The following is a 19,656-nucleotide window of genomic DNA, read 5'->3' on the forward strand; positions in this document are numbered from 1 at the left end:
CCGCGTGAGAGGTCCTGAGGTTGGGGCGTGCTGTAATCAGCGAGCCAGGGCGTCGAGTCGCTTCTGCAGGGCGTCGATGGCCTTTTGCTGCGTTGCGAGGGTCTCCTGCTGGTCTTTGACCACCCGCGCGAGGACGGCCACGATGTCCATGGGGCTGACGCTCTTTCGGGTGTTGGTGGCCACAAGGTCGGGCACGTCTTCGGCGATAAAGCCCAGTGACTCTTCGTCGGGGTCGGATTTGTAGCGGTACCGGACCGGTTCAAGGGCGGTAAGGGCCGCTTCCGCATCGTGGGGGGCAAGGGGGGTGATGTTGAACTTTAAGGTTCGGCTGCTCCCCAGTTCGAGGTTGCCGGTGATAAAGGCGTTGCCGGTAACATGCAGGGTGTCGGAAGGGGTGGTCGTTCCGATGCCCAGGCGGCCTTCAGGGGTAAGGGTGACAAAGGGTTGGGAGGCGGCCATCAACTGAAGGGGGTGGCTGCTTGCCGAGCCCATGCGCGCTGCCGTGTCGGAGGCTTCGATTTTGGTAATGACCTCAGGTTCCCCATCCTTGGTTACATCTTTGTACGACAGAAGAAGGTCCGCATTTTTGAAAGTTTGCTGGATCTCAAGGGCCGCACGGGGGGCAAGGGTCCCCAGCCCCATGGCGCCGGTTGCGGCATCTATCACCAGGGGGCTGGTCTGGGTGGTGACGTTTCGGAGAAAGAATCGGTTTTCATTGCCGGACAGGTCCCAGGTGTAAGGAGCAAAACCGTTTGCTCCGTTTTGTTCCAGGCGCACCGTGGGGGTATTGCCGGTGACGAGGTGAAGGTCGGTAAGGGGGGTGGCGGTGCCCAGACCGAGGTTACCGGTGGCGGAGAGATAAAGGCCGTTGGACGGAGCTCCGGCCTCAATGGTGAACGGCCGTCGGGCCGCTGAGCTGTCTTCGATGCCGAAGAAGTTGGCCCCGCCGTTGGCCGTGTCGTTGATGAGGATTCGCCAGTCGTTTTGGGGGAAGCTGGCTGAGTTGGAGGTGTCTTGAAAGTGGATGCGCAGGTTGTTCTCCTTGATGCGCAGGGTGTCAAAGTCGAAGCTCTCCCCGTTATTGCAGTCGTTTCCGATGCATTCACTGCCCGTGATGATGGCGTCGTCCAGGATAACCTGGTCGGCATGGGCAGGGGAGGCGATGGCATCCAGGACCCACACAACAGCCGTAAGGGCCTGGGTGCCCAGGTTGTCTATCATGCCCGTCTCTTCTGCGGTGGGGTCGAGGATGACGATGGTGCCGCTGGTGACCCGGAAGACGCCGGATTCCACATGCTCACGCGCGGCAGGGGCTGTGTTTGTGTCTGCCGTTCGTGCCTTCCTCGGGGTGGTCCCTACGCGGAGTTCGTAACGGTAGAGGCCATTTTCTGCCTGCTCCGGTAAAGCCCAGGTAACGGGCGCTCCCGTGGTTTGCCAGTCGCCGATATGGTTTCCGGAAGGCCCCATGATCCGAAGCAAGAGGTAGGTGGCTCCGGAGATCGTTGTGCTTACCGTGACGCTCTGGTTTTCAATCCGTACTTCTGCAGGGCGATGGGTGCCGGCAAAGGCCGTTTGCATCCACAGACTCATGATGAGGATGGCAGCGGCTACTGTTCCTTTTCCCGTAAAATCAGATAAACGCATGGGACCCCCTTTTTGTTGGCGCGTGATATGTATTATCACTTGGGATGAGATAAAATTCGGGTACGTGTTCTGTCGGTATTCTGATGGATAGTGTTCCCGTGAAGGGAAGCTAAAGAGGAAAAAAGTATAATGCTAAGTAAAGATAAAGTAAATATTTTTTGCTGAAATATTGTACATAAATAGGGGTCTGGCTTGTTTTGATCCTGCAGACCGGGAACGTGTGGGGCCTGTTTATCAAGCGTTGATGAGTTTTCTGGAAAATAAATTTTGAATTTTAGGTGACTTTACATGATTGCAATTTAAGGTAATACATACTATATTTTTATTCGAAAATGTGAAATGTGAATCATCAGGAACGGCGTAATTAAATACATGCATGCACGAACGGGATAGCGTAAACAGACGCTCCCCGGGCTCGTGCTTTTTTATTTTGGAGTCACATTGACAAGAAGACTGTTCCTGAAAACAGTAAGGAGGAACGTGTGTTAAACAGTATTATAAATAGTCTGAATGGTTTGATTTGGGGATCTGTTTTGATTTATCTCCTGATTGGTGTGGGGGTCTATTTTACCCTTCGCCTGGGGTTTATCCAGTTTCGTCATTTTGGCCATATGTTTACTGTGCTGAGAAAAAGTCGGAAGGCGGACAGTGCAGGCATTTCATCATTTCAGGCCCTTTGTACCAGCCTTGCCGCCCGCGTGGGGACAGGTAATCTCGCTGGTGTGGCCGTTGCCTTGACCCTCGGGGGGCCCGGTGCCATTTTCTGGATGTGGCTTGTGGCCCTGGTGGGAATGTCCAGCGCCTTTGCCGAGAGCGCTTTGGCGCAGCTTTATAAGACCCGTGATGATGCTGGTAATTATCGCGGTGGTCCGGCGTATTATATGGAGAAGGGCCTGGGGATGCGCTGGATGGGCGTCCTTTTTTCTATTTTTCTGATTATCTCTTTCGGGCTGGTGTTCAACGCGGTTCAGGCTAACTCCATCGCCCAGGCCATGGACGTGGCCTTTGGCATCTCTCCGGTGATCATGGGGATGGTTCTGGTGGTCGTCTCCGGGATCGTGATTTTCGGTGGCCTTCGCACCATCGCCCGGGTGGCAGAGCTCATCGTGCCGGTCATGGCCCTTGTCTATCTCATCCTGGCCTTTTATGTTGTGGGGTCTCAGATTGAGAAAGTGCCGGCCGTGATCTCCCTGATCATAAAGAGTGCCTTCGGTTGGGACAAGGCCGTCTCTGGGGCCTTGGGGTATACCATCGCCCAGGCCATGATGAACGGGATTAAGCGGGGGCTTTTCTCCAACGAAGCGGGTTTGGGTTCGGCCCCGAACGCAGCCGCTTCGGCCACGCCCTATCCTCCGCATCCCGCCTCCCAGGGGTATGTTCAGATGCTGGGTGTTTTTACCGATACCATCGTGATTTGTACGGCCACGGCCGCTGTGATTCTTGTCTCCGGAACGTTGGAGACGGGCAGTGGCATGAGCGGCATCGAACTGACTCAAAAGGCTCTCTCCGCAAGCGTTGGCAGCTGGGGCAATGGCTTTGTGGCCATTGCCATTCTGTTTTTTGCCTTTACCTCGGTGATCGCCAACTACTCCTACGCGGAGACGAACCTGATCTTCCTCGAACGCAACCATCCCGGCGGTCTGACCGTTTTCCGTTTTCTGGTTCTCGGGATGGTGATGTTTGGTGCCGTGGCAGAGCTTCCCCTGGTCTGGTCCATGGCAGACCTCTCCATGGGATTTATGGCGTTGATCAACCTCATCGCCATTTTACTTCTTTCGGGGGTGGTCGTGAAGCTGGCCAGGGACTACAACGATCAGCTTAAATCAGGAAAGCTTCCCACCTTCGACGCCTCAAAATACCCCGAGATTCAGGATCAGCTGGAGCCGGGGATCTGGGATGACCGGACGGTGGAATAAAAAAAGTAACTATTCAGCTCATGCCACCCAATCGCCACACACCGATGCGGCAGGGTCGATGAAGACGGAAACCGTATAAAGGGTCTGTCCTTTGGTAACCGTGTTGAGGTGAAATGTAGGGTGCGCCGTGCGCACCGCTTAACGTCCGATAAACCTGCAACGCCGCATTTTGTGATAAATGTTGAGACGGGGCCAGCGGTTTGCGTGACGTTGAACGGTGCGGGAGCCGCACCCTACGAGGTCTCGCATGGCGGAATGTTATCGTCATCCTGTATGTCTGAGGCAATTCAAGCTGTTTTATTGTGCCGGTACATTGACGTTCTGCCGGTTCTTCAGGTGGCGGAAAGGTACAGAGACTTGCTCGTGTAACATCCTGTCGACAAAAAACAATCCGGGTGGTATGGGTGAACGATCGGCAGTCGACATCTCATCTCATCTCTTCGATTGGGAGCGTACTCCATGGCCTTCAAGATCTCTGAGAATTTATCCGATCGCATCGCCACCTACCTGACTGAAAAGATCGTTCGTCTGAAGCTGGCACCCGGGGAACGGATTCTTGAACAGACCATTTCCGACGAGTTGGGGGTGAGCCGATCTCCCATCCGGGAAGCGATTCGTATCCTTGAAAAGAGTGGACTGGTGGAGATCATCCCCCGGTGCGGGGCGAGGGTGAGCCAGGTCACTGAGGAGACCATTGAGGGGTACGCCGATGTGCTGGCGGTCTTGTATGGCCTTGTGGTCCGACGCTGAATCGAGCGATGCGGTGAGGCTCACCGCATGCAGCTAATCTTCGCCCACGATCAGATGGTGGCTGCTGCCGAGCAGGGGGATTCCCCAGAGGTCTACGCGGCCATTTTCAACTTTGCCACCGTGGGGCTGGAGACGACGAACAACCCCATTCTGACGCAGACCCTTTTTGCCTTATTGCCCAATATTCAACGCCTGCAATACCTCTCTATCTCCATGGGACGTGCCTGTCTCATCGATAAAACGGTCTATTTTAAAACCATCATTGATTGCCTGGAAACCCATGATATTGACGGGGGGGTTCAGGCCATTGAGACCTATGTGGCGACTGAAAAAGAGTATGCGCTGATAGCCCTCCGATCCTCTTTACTCATCCATTGTCCAAGATAAGCCAGGCGGTGGCCCTCCATGGGTTGCTTCTTTTTTGCCATGATGGTGAACGGTGTTAATCTAAGTTGACATAGGTTCGCAACCGTGTAATGCTCAATATTGTAGATTGTCGACAATTACAAGAGGGAGGCATTATGGAGACCATCGATGCACAGGTTGATGTGATTGTAGTGGGTTCCGGGCCGGGTGGGGCCACCGTCGCCAGAGAGCTCACGGCTCAGGGGAAGAAGGTGCTGATTCTTGAGTGGGGGGATAACAAGCCGGTCAAAGGATCCCTGCTTCAACTGGCAAAGAATGCCGGTGTTCCGGGTAAAAATATTCTTTTCAGCGACAAGACCCTTTTGGGGATGGTGAGAGGCACCTGCACGGGGGGCAGCTCTATTTTTTATTGTGCCACGGCCTTTGAGCCGCCCTATGAGCTGCTCGACTCCTATGGCATCGATATCCGTGCCGAGGTGAAAGAGGCGAAACGGGAGGTTCCTGTGGCTCCCCTTAAAGATGAGCTGATGGGTCCCGGAGCCCTTCGCCTGATGGAAAGCGCCCGGGATCTCGGGTATGCGTGGGAAAAATTAAATAAGTTCATCGACCAGGAAAAGTGTCGGCCCGAGTGTGGAAAGTGCAGCTACGGGTGCCCCTACGATGCCAAGTGGACCGCTCGCCATTTTGTGAACGAGGCCGTAGACGGTGGTGCCATCCTGATCAACGGGGCCAAAGTCGAGAAGGTTCTGTTTGATGGCGACACGGCCATTGGCGTGACCTATAAAAAGGGATTTCAATCCCATTCGGTCTTTGCCGACAAGGTGGTCATCGCCGCCGGGGGGATCGGGTCCCCGGTCATTTTGCGTCACAGCGGCCTCTACAGCGCCGGTTATGATTTCTTTTTTGATCCTCTCGTGATGGTCTTCGGGTCTGTCGACGGGCTGAACAGCAAAGGGGAACCTCAGATGTCCGCCGGCATTAACATGGAAGAGGAGGGGTATCTCATGGTGGATCTTCATTTCCCGACCCCGATTTTTGCCGCCCAGATCGCTCCGAAACTGAAATTTCACCGCATGCTCTCCAGGCCGGATACCCTGATGCTGATGATTAAGGTCAAAGACGAGCTGGGGGGGCGGATTACGTGGAATGGCGGGGTCCGTAAGAGCCTGGCCGCCGAGGACCTGGTGAAGATGAAAACCGGGGTGTCCCGGGCGTCCGATATTTTAAAAAACGCCGGAGCAAAAAGCGTGTACACCGGATGGCGGGCGGCTGCCCACCCCGGCGGAACTCTGAAGATCAATCATATGGTGGACACAGACCTGAAAACAGAAAAGGAAAATCTTTACGTGTGTGACTGCTCGGTGGTTCCTGAAGCCTGGGGCCTTCCCCCCACGCTGACCCTCCTTGGGCTGGGCAAGCGTCTGGCCGGTCATCTGGCGTAAAGCAAGCTCTCCCTTTTGGGGTTATCTCACCGAGACGATTTTTTTCCCCACCCGATCCACCCCCGAAGCATCTAACCTGGATATTTCATGAGAAAACAATCAGGGCTAAGGAATAATTCGTAATTACAGTTCTTTGCAGTAATATTTTTAGTCGTTTCAAAAATGCAAAATGTAATCCACGGGATTCTGTTTGATTTTCTCACCCTTCGGGCGAGCCGGGCTTCCACGGCCCATTCACCCCGGTTCTGTCGATTCTCGAATGTGGGATAACGTCTTAAGACGTTGCAACATAGGCATCTTTTGTACAATATGGCTTGAATTGCAGAGTGAATTTTTATTGTAAATAAAAAAAGGCGGTATCCAGTTTTCGGATACCGCCTTTTATATTTTTTTTAACTCTAAAAAAGTTTTACTTGAGAGGCACGATCCATTTCAGGGGATCTTCGGCGCGGCCGAACTGGATATCCATGAGGTCATTGAACATGCCGGAGGAGATGGGGCCGGCGTTGCCGTCTCCGATGGTGATCTCCCGGTCTCCGAACTTGATCTGGTTTACGGGAGAGATAACGGCTGCCGTCCCGGAGCCAAAGACTTCCTGGAGGCGTCCCTCTTCATGGGCTTGGAACACCTCGTCAATGGAGATGCGTTTTTCAACCACTTTTTTGCCCTGATGACGCGCCAGCTTAAGAACTGAATCCCGCGTGATCCCGGCCAGGATGCTTCCGTTAAGCTCGGGCGTTACGATCTCATCGTCGATGACGAAGAAGATGTTCATGGAGCCCACTTCTTCAATATACTTTCGTTCCACCCCGTCGAGCCAAAGTACCTGCGTGTAGCCTTCGGCCTGTGCGATCTCGGTGGCGTAAAGGCTCGCGGCATAGTTGGCGGCCGTTTTGGCGGCGCCAAGGCCCCCTCGGACCGCGCGGACGTGCTCGGGAGAGACCCAGATTTTTACCGGGTTGAATCCTTCGGGGTAGTAGGCACCCACGGGGGAGAGGATGATCATGAACCGATGGATGGGGGAGGATTTCAGGCCGATGTAGGGGTCCATGGCGATGATAAAGGGGCGGACGTACAGCGAGGTGCCGGGAGCAGACGGGATCCACTCTTTTTCCATCTCCAGCAGTGCCTCAAGGGCCTCCATGCATTCGTCTACATTGATCTCGGGAATGCAGAGGGCTTCGGCAGAGCGATTCAGTCGCTCGAAGTTGTCCCGGGGTCGGAAGAGCTGTGCGGAGTCGTCGCCGGTCTTGTAGACTTTCAACCCTTCAAAGATGGTCTGGCCGTAGTGCAGTACCATGGTGGCGGGGCTGACTTCAAAGGGGCCGTAAGGGACGATGCGGGGATCATGCCAGCCGATGCCTTTGGTGTAGTCCATGCAGAACATGTGGTCGGTAAAAAAGGTACCAAATCCCAGATTGGATTCATCGGGATGAGCTTTGGGTGTATCGATTTTGTTGATAGCAATTTCCATTAGGGAACCTCAAAATTCTGGTCATGGCAGCGTGATGTACGGAGCCATTGGGGTTGATTTACCAGATGACGAATCGTCACTCGGAATGAATATTGTTTTGGGCATCGAATAAGGGAAAATTAAAACACGGCCTTCAGAGTTATCTTTCATAGAATACAGTCAGATAAGAGAGAGACTTTTCGGGTGCAATGCCCTTAAATGTGCCTCGATCATTCGGATGCGCAGAAGGGACAGGCACTGACCCTGGGCCGGGGTAGAGGACCGAAAGGCTGGATGACGAATCGGTCTCGGCCGGGTGATGCCTTGAGCGGCAAGTGCGCAAAGGATTTAAATTTAGATAGCGGTATCCCAAGGTTAAATCAAGGAGAATATGGCCAATGTCTTTGAAAAACGCTTGTTAACAAAGTTTTTTTGCTGCATGGGCCGAAGTTGTGGAAAGGTTCTTGACAAGGGAATTTGGTTTGGGATATTGCTTTGCAATTGATCTTAACGTTAACGTCAAGGTCAGACCAAGACAGTGGACCTGAGGGGATGCGATTTTGTTTTCACATGACCGGGTTTTCCGTGGGTAGACGGAAAGGCCGACTCAGTGGTATCGTATCCTTCCGTCTCGGAATGATTCCGGGTCGGATACCTAAATGATATTCTGCGCCTGAAGAGGTTGCCTCCTTCGGGTGCCAGGCATGATCAAGGCACATCAGTGCTGAAAGTGGTGAAAGCATGAGACAGGACATCATTGAAATCCGTTGGCACGGCCGGGGAGGTCAGGGTGCCATTACCGCCGCCAAGATTGTGGCCAACGCCGCATTCAAGTCGGGCTACAACGGCGTGGTCATGGCCCCCACCTTCGGGACCGAGCGACGGGGCGCCCCCGTTTATACATCCCTTAAGATTGCACGGGAGAAGATCTATGATCTCTCTCCCATTGCGACCCCTGACATGGTGGTGGTTTTGGACCATACCCTCCTTGAGGAGGTGGATGTGACCCACGGCTTGAAGGAGGGGGGGCAGATTATTCTCAACACTCCGAAATCCATAGATTCTTATGACTTTGGTGCCCATCGGCTCTCAGTGGCCGATGTGACGGCCTATGCCCTTGAGGCCGGCCTTGCCCCCGGCATCGTGAACACCGGGGTGATCGGTGCCTTTGCCAAGGCCACCGGCCTTGTGAGTCGGGAGCTTTTGAGGGAGGCCATCCGCCATGAGTTCTCCGCCATGAAGCCCGAAGAGAACGCGCGGGCGGCTGCCCTTACTTATGATCGTACAGTCATCGGAGGTGCCTGATGTCCAAAGAAGAATTTTGCAGCATGATTTCAGTCAGTGAGCCTGGCCCCGGAGACGGGGGGAACACCGGCTCCTGGCGGGTGGTCCGTCCCGTGATCGATCTGGAAAAGTGCATCCCGGCCAAGACTGGGAAGCCCTCTTGTTTCAACTGCTGGCTCTACTGCCCCGATGCGGTGGTCACCAAGACCCTTCCGCCTACCATCGACTACACCTATTGTAAGGGCTGCGGTATCTGCGCCGAGGAGTGTCCCGCCGGCGCCATCACCATGGTGGATGAAGCGAGCTTTACCAAGGAGGAGAAATAGACCATGCATGTGATTGAATCAGGCAACGTGGCTGCCGCAACAGGGGTCAAACTGGCGAGAGTCCAGGTGATCGCCGCCTACCCCATCACGCCGCAGACCCCGCTGACGGAAAAATTATCTGAGTTTGTCGAGTCCGACGAGCTTTCGGCGGAATACATCCCCGTGGAGAGCGAGCACAGCGCCATGGCGGTTTGTATCGCTTCCTCCACCACCGGTGCACGGTCCTTCACGGCCACCAGCGCCAACGGCCTTCTTTACATGAACGAGCAGCTTCACTGGGCTGCAGGGGCCAGGCTTCCCATCGTCATGTGTGTGGCCAACCGCGGTGTCGGGGCGCCCTGGACCGTCTGGAACGACCATCAGGACACCGTCAGCCAGAGGGATCTGGGCTGGATTCAGCTCTATTGTTCCGATCATCAGCAGATTCATGACACGGTGCTCAAGGCCTTTAAACTGGCTGAAACCGTGAGCATTCCCGTGATGGTCTGCTACGACGGCTACCTCCTCTCCCACACCTACATGCCCTTTGACGTCCCCGAGCAGGCGCAGGTGGACGCCTTTTTGCCGCCGTTTAAACCCACCCATTTCCTGAACCCGGAGGAGCCCCGGAACTTCAACACCGTGACCCTGCCGGATGTCCGACCCGACCTTCACGGCAACACGGCTCCCGGCTATATGGAGATCCGCAAGACCCTTCATTCGGACCTTCGCGCGGCATTGACCGAAATCGAAAAAATTGACGGCGAGTTTGGTGAGGCCTTCGGCCGGGGCGGCGATCCCTTTGTGGAGCCCTACCGCTGCGAGGATGCCGATTACGTGGCCTTCTGCATGGGGTCTCTTTCATACCAACTTCGCGACGTGGTGGATGCCATGCGGGAAGAGGGGACCAAAATTGGAGTTATCGGCCTGAAGGTCTATCGTCCTTTTCCCGATGCCGCGGTGCGTGACGCCTTGACCGCTCATAAGGGGGTCATTGTGTTCGAAAAGGCGCTCTCTTACGGCAATCAGGGGGCTCTCTATGCGGATGTCAAGTCCGCGCTCTACAGCGCCGAGACCCGTCCTTTTGTGCACAACTACATCGTGGGCCTCGGGGGGCGGGAGATCAAAACCCACCACCTTTATGACGCCTTGACCGAATCCATCAAAAACGAAGCCGCCATTGGGGATGAACCCCAGTGGGTCGGCTTAAAGCTGTAGAGGCCTGCCTGCTATGGATAATGATAAGAAAACGACGGTTTTAACTCTGACGGATGAAGAGATTGTGAATCCGGGCAACCGGGCCTGTTCCGGCTGTGGTCTGGGTATTGTGTATCGCACCGCCTTGAAAGCCCTGGGCAAGGACACGGTATTGGCCGTTCCTCCCAGCTGCCTGACCGTGCTTCAGGGGCTCTATCCCGTGGCCTCCACCAAGCTTCCGTGCGTGAACGTGACCTTTGCCTCCACGGCTGCGGCTGCCACGGGCGTGCGTGCCGCCTTGCGGGCCACCGGGCGGGATCATCTTAACGTGGTCGCCTTTGCCGGTGACGGCGGGACCGGAGACATCGGCATCCAGGCTCTCTCCGGCGCCTGCGAGCGTGGTGAAGACATCATTTATATCTGCTACGACAACGAAGCCTACATGAACACCGGGGTCCAGCGTTCCGGCACCACCCCCAAAGGGGTGATGACCACCACCACCCCCATCAAAGGCAAGCTTCAGCACAAAAAGGACGTGCCGAGCATCATCGCCGCCCATGGGATTGACTACGTGGCTACCGCCTCCGCCGCCTATCCCCTGGATCTTTACGACAAGGTGAAGAAGGCCGCCTCCATGAAGGGCGGGACCCGCTATATCCACGTGCATACCCCGTGTCCCTCGGGCTGGGGCTTTGCGCCTCAGTACACCGTCCACATCGGCAAGCTGGGCGTGACCACCGGTCTCTTTGATCTGTATGAGATCGTCAAGGGCGAGTTCTCCCTCACCGGCGAGTCCGCCAAGCGCGTGGGCAAAGAGCGCACCCCCGTCGAGGAATACTTCAAAACCCAGCGTCGTTTTCGCTCTCTCTCCCAGGAGTTGACCGATGAGATGCAGGGCATGATCGACGCGAAGTGGGCCAACTACACCGCCTGAAAATAGAATAAATCGTATCATATAAAAAACGGGCGACCCCATGGGGCGCTCGTTTTTTTTATCATGGAAAACCTTGGCTCCAGGGCAAGGCGAACACAAAAAAAGCCCGAATCATCTCAACGGATGATTCGGGCTTTTTGCATTCTCGGAGAATGTCTTGGTCACATTGCCTTGGGGCGAATGACCCCGCCTGCGGAGCAGGATTTGCTAGTTTTTCAGGCTGTGAATCGGCGCTGGGATGCGACCACCATGGCGGACGAAGCCGTTCTGGCCCTCGCAGTTCTTTACGTCGATGATGGTGGCGTGGCCAAGGAGGCCACCGAAGTGGGCATTGTCCCCAGCGGCTTTCCCAGGGACGGGAATGAGCCGGCAGGCGGTGGTTTTGTTGTTGATCATGCCGATGGCCATCTCGTCGGCGATGATGCCTGCGATGGTCTCTTCGGAGGTGGCTCCTGGGATGGCCACCATGTCGAGGCCCACGGAGCAGACGCATGTCATGGCTTCGAGTTTTTCGATGTTGAGGGAGCCGTTTCTGCAGGCCTCTTCGATGTTCAGGTCTTCACTCACGGGGATAAAGGCACCGGAGAGGCCACCCACGTGGGAGCTGGCAAAGGCGCCGCCTTTTTTCACGGCGTCGTTGAGCATGGCCAGGGCCGCGGTGCTGCCTGGGTGGCCGATGCTGGTGAGCCCCATGCTCTGGAAGATCTCGCCCACGCTGTCGCCCACGGTGGGGGTAGGGGCCAGGGAGAGGTCCACCACGCCGAAGGGGATATCAAGGGCCTGTGCCACTTCACGGCCGATGAGCTCGCCCACGCGGGTCACTTTGCAGGCGGTGCGCTTGATGACTTCGGCGATATCGCCCAGGCCGAGACTGGAGCCGGATTCGACGGCGCGGTCAATGGCGCGTTTCACCACACCGGGGCCGCTGACGCCCACGTTGATGACGGCGTCGGCCTCTCCGGTTCCCAGGTAGGCGCCGGCCATGAAAGGCACATCCTGGGGGATGTTGCAGAAGACGCAGAGCTTGGCAACGGCCAGGCCGTCTTTGTCGGCGGTGAGCGCCGCCCCGCGTTTGATGGCATTGGCCATCAGCAGGATGGCGTCCATGTTAATGCCTGCCCGGGTGGAGCCGACATTGACGGAGGCACAGATGCGATCGGTCTGGGTGAGGGCTTCGGGAATGGCCTCGATGAGTGCCCGGTCGCCGTTGGCAATGCCTTTTTCCACCAGGGCAGAGAAGCCGCCGATGAAGTCCACGCCCACTTCCACGGCAATATCATTCAAGGTCTTGGCGATTTCCACCATCTGGGCCGAATTGAAAGGGGCTGCCACCACGCCGATGGGGCTGATAGAGATGCGTTTGTTCACCACCTCAATGCCATATTTATCGCCGATGGTGTTGCATGTCTCCACGAGGGGACCTGCCAGGCGGGTGATTTTTTTGTGCAGGTTGGCCTTGAAGACCTCTAAGTCATGGCTGGCACAATCGAAGAGGTTAATTCCCAGGGTGACGGTCCGTACATCCAGGTGCTCGTATTTGAGCATCTCGACGGTTGATATCAGTTCGCTTTCGCTAAGCATGGTCTTATCCTGAAATGTCTGTGACGTATTGATGAGAAACACCGGGTGACCGGAAGATCAGATGCGGTTCACTGTGTCAAAGATGTTTTTGTGCTGAAAGGTGAGGGCCAGTTTGAGGCTTGCGGCCTTCTCCTTCAGCGTTCCAGAGAGAATGTGGCGATCCACGCTGTCGGGGACCAGAACCTCGTAGACCATGATGTTTTTCTCTGGGTTGTCCCCCCCTTCAAACACCGCCGTCAGGTTAATGATGTTGACACCCGCCTCGGCAATGACCGTGGAGATATCATACACCAGGCCTTTGCTGTCCGGGCCGATGGTGGTGATGATAAAATGTTCGCCGGAGGGCTCAACATGGGGGAGCTCGGTCTCCATGGACTCGATGTGAACGTGAAGTCCTACCTCACCAAACGCCTCTCGAAATTGTTCAGAGAAGGTTTCAAAATCAGTGCCATCCGGAACGGAAACAATGTAAATGCCGGCAAATTCCGACTGAAGAATAGTCTGACTGACGTTTTCAATGTTGCAGCCCAGCTGAAAAAGAACCCGGGCCACCGAAGAGACGATGCCGGGTCGGTCTTTCCCGATTGCCGTAATGATGATCTTGCTCATGTGCACAACCTGACTCTAAAGTGTTGGTATGGCCCTGTGATTTTCGGGGCCATTGAGTGAAATGGGCTGTCTGGGGAGGTCTGTTCAGTGTATTCCATCAGTAGGCAAGCATGCGATTGCGTAAATACGAAGACTGTCCCGCGGTTTCAGCGCTAAATATCAATCGTGTCGTTCCCGAAGGCGTGAAGATTTGACACGATCTGTCCTATGTACCATGAACTGTTTTGCATGAACACCCTTAAAATAAATGGATAGCGCTTTTGAGCGTGTCGACGCAGGGAGGGGGAGGGGAGGGTGTTTATACGATTGCTGAAAACCTCAATAAAGGATTTTTAATCGGGGGAGAGCCCGCGGGCGTGAGTCGCGTATTGCCATTATAAAGGGACAATTTTATGGGATGGGTGGCTCTGAATCGAAGCGGATTGCGTGTTTGCGCAATTTTTATGATACGGGGACCGGATAGCGGACTTTTTGGAGCGAAAAGTTGAGCCAGGGGTTGAAAAATTCGTTATCCTTTCTACAATAGGCTTGATACAGTTCTCAAACCTTTTATGGATCCCTGGGGGGCAGAGGGTTTCGCGTGCTTGGGGATGATCCATAAAGGGTGCTGCTATCGGGAGGATGATGACCAGGAAAACCATTCAATCCGACCTCTGGGACCGGAGTGTTGAGAAACAGGAGACACTATGCAGATCGTGACGACCCACAAGGGGACCGACTTCGACGCGTTGGCTTCTCTTATTGCCGCCACCATGATTTACCCGGACGCTGTTCCGGTTCTTCCTAAAAGTGTGAATGCCAATGTCCGTGCTTTCATGGCCATTCACAAGGACCTTTTCAAGGTCCTTCATCCCAAGGAAATCAATCTGGATGAAGTGACCCACCTGATTGTTGTGGACACCAACAGCTGGAAACGTCTCGATGGCTTCTCTCCCTTGAAGGATCGTGACGATCTGACCATTCACCTCTGGGATCACCATGACGGCGGAGACATCAAAGCGGATCAGGTCCGCAATGATGGGCTGGGGTCCACCGTGACTCACTTCATCCTTGAGCTGGAAGCCCGGCGTATGGTCCTGACGCCGATTCTGGCCACCCTTTTTCTGATCGGGATCTACGAGGACACCGGCAGTCTCTCTTACCCCTCCACCCGACCGGAGGACGCCCGGGCCGTGGCCTGGTTGCTGGATCGCAAGGCCGACCTCAATGTGCTGGGCGGTTTTTTAAAGCAGGTTTACGGAGAGAAGCAGAAGTCGGTTCTCTTTGAAATGATGAAAAACCCCGACAGGCGAAAGGTGAACGGCTACACCCTCTCCTTTGCCTCGGTGCCCATCGAAGGCCATGTGGCAAACCTCTCGGTGGTGGTGAACATGTTCCTGGACCTTGAAAACAGCGACGGGGCTTTCGGTGTGTTTTACGACGAAGAGGGCAACAAATGCATGATTATCGGCCGAAGCAAGGTGGAAAGTCTGGATGTAGGAAAACTCATGCGCACCTTGGGCGGTGGGGGGCACCCGGGCGCGGGAGCCACTCAGTTTAAATCCGATTTTCATAACCCCGATGCCGTTTTTACCATGATCTGTAACCTGGTGGAGAACGATCAGGTCGCCTCGGTACAGTTGGGCGATATCATGAGTTTTCCCGTGGTGTCCGTGGAGACGACCACTCTTATGGAAGAGTTGGGGGCGCTTTTGAGGGAAAGAGGCTGCACCGGCGTGCCCGTCACTGATCACGGCAAGGTCGTGGGCGTGATCTCCCGCCGCGATTTTAAAAAGATTCGCAAGGAGACTCAGATGAAGTCTCCGGTGAAGGCCTATATGACGCCCTCCGTCGTGCAAATTGAGTCTGAGAAAAGTCCCCTTGAGGCCGCACGCTTGATGATCAAACACGATATCGGTCGGGTCCCTGTGGTGCAAAACGGGGAGATGATAGGGATTGTTACCCGTACCGACGTTATGAGGTACTACTACGACCTCATCCCCGACTAAAATTTTCATGAAAAATCTTGGCCCACACAAGGTAAATCTTTTGAATTCTACCAGTTAAGATGTGGGCCAATATTTTCCACCCTCCGGGCGCTGGGAGCGGGCCGTGGCCTGCGTTATCCTCCCCTCGGAGTAGGGAACCTACACCTTCAGGTCGGATGCCTTGACCACGACCCGCTCCCAGCGTGAAAATCTGTCGCGGGATTGGAAATTTCTGCTTTGCAAATACCTGTAAATAAAGAGTAACCATTCAGTTCACGCCACCCAATCGCCACACACCGTTACGGTAGGGTCGATGAAGACGGAAACCGTGTCGAGGTGAAATGTAGGGTGCGCTGTGCGCACCGCTTAACGTCCGATAATCCTGCAACGCTGCCTTTTGTCATAAATGTTGAGACGGGGCAGGCGGTTTGCGTGACGTTGATCGGTGCGGGAGCCGCACCCTACGGGCTGAAACGTTTTTGCGAAGCTTTTTTGAAAAAGAGGCCCTCCGGTGACAGGATGAAGCTGAATAGTTACAATAATGAATTATTTATTCTACTGACTCATACCACCCCTTGCGAACAGCCTGCTTAACAAGCAAAGGATGCCGGTTTTCCGTGACCGCCGTCAATAAGAACCACGCCTCCGATTGATAAAACCGTCGATAATTCATCACCGCCCGCACAACGACAACCCGTAGGATGGGCACCCATTTAATATCAAAGGGCGAAGCGTGCCCATCTGGCCGTCGGGAAAACCGCACCCATGAAAATTACATAAATTTTGGGGACACAACGTCTCACCCCGGCGTGACCGGTTGCACCCGCGCCAGATGGGCACGGCACTACCTTTGCCCATCCCACGAGTTCGCGGTTATTCCAGACGAATGGTGGGCTTGGTTCAACACAGGATTACATGTTTAAAGGTGGTTTTTCGAACCCTGAGGGGAGGGGCTGGGCTCCGGTCTTTGGGATGATACCGGAGCCCAGCGAAACCATGGGCGAGAGAGCCGGGGAACCCGGATCTTGATTTTTTCATAGAGGGCCGGTCTTTCGAGGCATGATCAGCTCAGAAGCCGTTTCACACCTGCCACGATCTCCTCGGTTGAGTCGGGGCCTTTGGGGACGTAGTCATCGGCTTCCATGGCTTTGCCGTTGTAGTGTGAGTAGCGGGTAGAGCCGACATGATCGGCGACGGCGGTGAGCATGAGGATGGGAATGTCTTCATATTTTTCGTCGTTTTTCAGTTGGTCACAGACGGCGTAGCCGTCCATCTCCGGCATCATGACATCAAGGACAATGGCGTCCGGGGGGTTGGCCTGTACTTTGGCGATGGCTTCGGTTCCGTTGTAGGCTACATCGGTAAGAAAGCCTTCTTTTTCAAGACGTTTTTTGATGACGAGGGTCATGTCAGGCTCATCATCGACAACAAGGATACGTTTTTTTTCGGTCATGACAACCTCCTTTTTCGGCATGGGTTCATGGCTGTGGCGCCGTCTGTGATCTGTTGATTCCAATGGATCAGGCCAGCGCCTCCCCAGGCGGATATCCGCCTGGACCAGGGGTGGGGTATGTTCGGCAAGGGGCATTCCTTGCGTTCATGCATGGGAGCGGGCGAGCCGTGTTTTTTTTATGACAGCCTTCGGCCTTGGCTTTTTGCCAGCCTCTTCGGCGATTGGAGGGTCAGGATGTGGCCACTTTTGCAGGCTCCTGGCCTGGGGCCTCCAGGTCCGGCCTGGGGTAAAGGCCGGCTCGCTGCACAATTTCCGGAACCTTTTCTTCCCATTCAATGGCCATGATGTGAAAACCGCAGACACCTTCTATCTCTTTGAGGCGTTCAATGGTCTCCAGGCAGATGGTGATACCCTCTTCCGCCTGTTTCTCTTTGGGCGTGTCGCTCATGCGTTTTACCAACTCGTCCGGAACATCGATGCCCGGCACGCGGCTTCGCATGTATTTGGCCATGCCAGCGGTCTTAAAGGGGGTGACCCCGGCGAGGATATACGTTTCTTCATGAAGGCCCCGGTCCCGGACGCCCTGCATCCACGCCTCAAACTTCTCCATGTTGTAGATGCATTGGGTCTGGATGAACTCGGCCCCGGCGGCGATCTTCTTTGCCAGGCGGGGGACCCTGATTTCAAAGGGATCGGCAAAGGGGTTGGCGGCTGCACCGATGAACATCTCCGGGGGACGGCTGATGGCATCGCCGCCGATGAAGAGACCTTCGTCGCGCATCTGTCGCACCATCTGGAGCAGCTGCATGGAGTCTATATCGTGAACATTCTGACCGGTCTTGCAGTCTCCGAAGCTCTGGTGGTCCCCGGTGAGGCAGAGGATGTTGTTGATATCAAAGGAGGCGGCTCCCAGGATGTCGCTTTGAAGGGCGATGCGATTTCTGTCTCGGGTGACCATCTGAAGGACGGGCTCTAAACCGGCCTGTTTGAGCCGGATGGAAGCGGCCAGGCTGCAGAGGCGGGTCATGGAGGTCTGATTGTCGGTGACATTGACCACATCAATGTAGCCTTTAAGCATGGCACCTTTCTTCTCCAGTACGGCACCGTCGGAGCCTCGGGGTGGTCCACATTCGGAGGTGACGGCCAGATGCCCTTCGGCGAGAATTTTTTCCAGACGACTTGAGGTTCGTGGGGTTCGTTTTTCTCTCATGGGTTACAGATCCTCCCGTTTCAGGGTTCTCGGTCCGCCGGCCCGGTCTTTGGACCAGTCCTGAAGGGGTGACAGCTCTTCGTAACGGTCCATCTGTCCTAACTCCTTGAGGCGATCGACGATGAGTTGCCAGGCGCAGGGGATCTCTTTGTTGATTTCACATCGCCCGTCCACAGATCCTCCGCATGGTCCGTTCAGAACGCGCTTGGCGCATCGCGAGATGGGGCAGATTCCGCCGGTGCGACCCAGGACGCAGCTTCCGCAGGCCTGGCAGCGTTCGGAAAAGACGCCTATTTGTTCCACGCCTCCCAGAAAGGTGGTGTTGAGAGCCGGAAAAACCGGTTTGTCTTTCCAGAAGGCGGCGATAAACTGCACCCCGATGCCGCAGGCGGTGGAGAGGACCGCGTCGGCTTCGTCAATGTCTGTCTGGGCCGGGGCAAAGAACTCTTCTTCACACTGACGTTCAATGCCCCCTTCGGTGATCTTTATCGATACGCCCTCTTTCTGGGCCTTCATGCGAAGCAGGGAGGCGATGATGCCGGCTTCCTTGTTGCCCCCCTCATGGCAGATCGCCACACAGGTATTGCAGCCAAGCACGAGGAGTCGCTTTCGATCCTTGACCATCTCCCAGATCTCTTCCAACGGTTTTTGCTGTCCGACGATCATCGCTCATCTCCTTGATGGGTTTCTCCGAAGGGCGACGGCCCAAGTTTCTGGATCGTTTCTGTGAATTCACGACAGATCTCTGCCCATCGGGGTCCCATGGCGGCTGACAGGTTAAACATCTCCAGGCGTTCCGGTTCCAGGCCCACCTGGGTAATGAGTTGCTTGAGACGGACGACTCGCTTGGCGGCGTTTGTATTTCCCTCCAGGAAATGGCATTGGCCCTCCAGTCAACCCGCCACGAAGACCCCGTCAAAGCCTTTTTCAAAGGCCTGCAGCACATAGCCGTGGTCCAGCTTGCCCGTGCAGGGGAGCCGAATGGTTTTTACGCTGGTGGGGTAGGAGAGACGCATCACCCCGGCCAGGTCGGCGGCTGCAAAGGCGCAGTAATGACAGGCAAAGGCGAGGATCTTTGGCTGCCAGATTTCCGCTTTTTCCTCCTCCACACATTCCATCGTTGTCATCGTATCTGCCATAGCTCCTCCATTTGAAAGGGAATCTATAAAAATGCAGCCTCCGGCGGCGAGGTGTGCCACCTCGAAAGCGGATTGCAGTGACGCCTGGGGCCTCGTTCCTCGGTCCCAGGCGTCACTGCGTTTCGAACGAATCAGGTGAGATTCCGGGTTTCTGAGGTGATTAGTGACGTTAATTTTTCATTTAAAGATTTGTAACTATTCAGCTTGCCTTCGCCAGGTCGTTCGAGGCAAATGACAGAAAGATTCAAATGTCAATACGTCCCGTCTTTTCATCACCGCGTAGGGTGCGGCTCCCGCACCTTCTACCGTAGAGAGGACCCTCAGCCTCGCAAGTTAACGATGACCACGAGTCTTATTTCAAAATGCGGTGTTTCCGGTTTACGATACGCCTGACGGTGCGCACGGC

General features: G+C 55.2%; 17 protein-coding genes. 9 read left to right on the top strand and 8 right to left on the bottom strand.

All coding sequences use genetic code 11. The annotated features are described in order from the left end of the window. Positions 1–36: 36 nt before the first annotated feature. Complete coding sequence (locus tag Q1Q75_RS11935; protein ID WP_300670727.1) at positions 37–1,644, bottom strand: tail fiber domain-containing protein; 1,608 nt, start codon at positions 1,642–1,644, stop codon at positions 37–39. 533 nt (positions 1,645–2,177) lie between these two features. On the opposite strand from Q1Q75_RS11935, the gene Q1Q75_RS11940 reads away from it, so the two are divergent. The 4 genes from Q1Q75_RS11940 to Q1Q75_RS11955 all read left to right on the top strand — a co-directional run bounded on the left by Q1Q75_RS11940 (position 2,178) and on the right by Q1Q75_RS11955 (position 6,118). Beyond that, positions 2,178–3,560 (top strand): sodium:alanine symporter family protein, encoded by a 1,383-nt coding sequence (locus Q1Q75_RS11940; RefSeq protein WP_300670728.1) that lies wholly within the window; start codon positions 2,178–2,180, stop codon positions 3,558–3,560. Positions 3,561–4,019: 459 nt separating this feature from the next. Next, positions 4,020–4,310, top strand: a complete 291-nt coding sequence (locus tag Q1Q75_RS11945) for a GntR family transcriptional regulator (RefSeq protein ID WP_300670729.1) — start codon at positions 4,020–4,022, stop codon at positions 4,308–4,310. Continuing rightward, positions 4,311–4,697: an FCD domain-containing protein gene (locus Q1Q75_RS11950; RefSeq protein WP_300670749.1), complete on the top strand. Its 387-nt coding sequence runs from the start codon at positions 4,311–4,313 to the stop codon at positions 4,695–4,697. 134 nt (positions 4,698–4,831) lie between these two features. Further along, positions 4,832–6,118: a GMC family oxidoreductase N-terminal domain-containing protein gene (locus tag Q1Q75_RS11955; protein WP_300670731.1), complete on the top strand. Its 1,287-nt coding sequence runs from the start codon at positions 4,832–4,834 to the stop codon at positions 6,116–6,118. Between the two features lie 409 nt (positions 6,119–6,527). On the opposite strand, the gene Q1Q75_RS11960 is transcribed toward Q1Q75_RS11955, so the two are convergent. Further along, complete coding sequence (locus Q1Q75_RS11960) at positions 6,528–7,592, bottom strand: branched-chain amino acid aminotransferase (protein ID WP_300670732.1); 1,065 nt, start codon at positions 7,590–7,592, stop codon at positions 6,528–6,530. A gap of 720 nt (positions 7,593–8,312) precedes the next feature. Here Q1Q75_RS11960 and Q1Q75_RS11965 point away from each other — a divergent pair. Genes Q1Q75_RS11965 through Q1Q75_RS11980 form a run of 4 tightly spaced genes read left to right on the top strand, consistent with a single transcriptional unit; the run spans position 8,313 to position 11,291 of the window. Beyond that, positions 8,313–8,876, top strand: coding sequence for a 2-oxoacid:acceptor oxidoreductase family protein (locus Q1Q75_RS11965; protein WP_300670734.1), 564 nt, complete (start codon positions 8,313–8,315; stop codon positions 8,874–8,876). After that, complete coding sequence (locus Q1Q75_RS11970; protein ID WP_300670735.1) at positions 8,876–9,181, top strand: 4Fe-4S binding protein; 306 nt, start codon at positions 8,876–8,878, stop codon at positions 9,179–9,181. The genes Q1Q75_RS11965 and Q1Q75_RS11970 overlap by 1 nt, the downstream gene beginning before the upstream one ends. Before the next feature lie 3 nt (positions 9,182–9,184). Beyond that, positions 9,185–10,378 (top strand): pyruvate ferredoxin oxidoreductase, encoded by a 1,194-nt coding sequence (locus Q1Q75_RS11975; protein ID WP_300670737.1) that lies wholly within the window; start codon positions 9,185–9,187, stop codon positions 10,376–10,378. A 13-nt stretch (positions 10,379–10,391) separates the two neighbouring features. Then, positions 10,392–11,291: a thiamine pyrophosphate-dependent enzyme gene (locus tag Q1Q75_RS11980; RefSeq protein WP_300670739.1), complete on the top strand. Its 900-nt coding sequence runs from the start codon at positions 10,392–10,394 to the stop codon at positions 11,289–11,291. Positions 11,292–11,498: 207 nt separating this feature from the next. Here the strand turns inward: Q1Q75_RS11980 and Q1Q75_RS11985 are convergent, their stop codons facing one another. After that, entirely contained in the window at positions 11,499–12,872 is a 1,374-nt protein-coding gene (locus Q1Q75_RS11985; protein ID WP_300670740.1) for a PFL family protein, read from the bottom strand. A gap of 57 nt (positions 12,873–12,929) precedes the next feature. Next, entirely contained in the window at positions 12,930–13,481 is a 552-nt protein-coding gene (locus Q1Q75_RS11990) for an ACT domain-containing protein (RefSeq protein ID WP_300670741.1), read from the bottom strand. 686 nt (positions 13,482–14,167) lie between these two features. Here Q1Q75_RS11990 and Q1Q75_RS11995 point away from each other — a divergent pair. Next, the gene (locus Q1Q75_RS11995; protein WP_300670743.1) at positions 14,168–15,469 is read left to right on the top strand and encodes a CBS domain-containing protein; all 1,302 of its coding nucleotides are present in this window, start codon (positions 14,168–14,170) and stop codon (positions 15,467–15,469) included. A gap of 1,042 nt (positions 15,470–16,511) precedes the next feature. On the opposite strand, the gene Q1Q75_RS12000 is transcribed toward Q1Q75_RS11995, so the two are convergent. The 4 genes from Q1Q75_RS12000 to Q1Q75_RS12015 form a co-directional block, all read right to left on the bottom strand. Then, the gene (locus Q1Q75_RS12000) at positions 16,512–16,901 is read right to left on the bottom strand and encodes a response regulator (RefSeq protein ID WP_300670744.1); all 390 of its coding nucleotides are present in this window, start codon (positions 16,899–16,901) and stop codon (positions 16,512–16,514) included. Positions 16,902–17,130: 229 nt separating this feature from the next. Then, positions 17,131–18,111: a methylenetetrahydrofolate reductase gene (locus tag Q1Q75_RS12005; protein WP_300670745.1), complete on the bottom strand. Its 981-nt coding sequence runs from the start codon at positions 18,109–18,111 to the stop codon at positions 17,131–17,133. Between the two features lie 3 nt (positions 18,112–18,114). Beyond that, entirely contained in the window at positions 18,115–18,777 is a 663-nt protein-coding gene (locus Q1Q75_RS12010) for a methylenetetrahydrofolate reductase C-terminal domain-containing protein (protein WP_300670746.1), read from the bottom strand. Continuing rightward, positions 18,774–19,229: a hydrogenase iron-sulfur subunit gene (locus tag Q1Q75_RS12015; protein ID WP_300670751.1), complete on the bottom strand. Its 456-nt coding sequence runs from the start codon at positions 19,227–19,229 to the stop codon at positions 18,774–18,776. The genes Q1Q75_RS12010 and Q1Q75_RS12015 overlap by 4 nt, the downstream gene beginning before the upstream one ends. Between the last annotated feature and the right edge of the window lie 427 nt (positions 19,230–19,656).

This window comes from Desulfoluna sp., assembly GCF_030145185.1.
Lineage (GTDB): Bacteria > Desulfobacterota > Desulfobacteria > Desulfobacterales > Desulfolunaceae > Desulfoluna.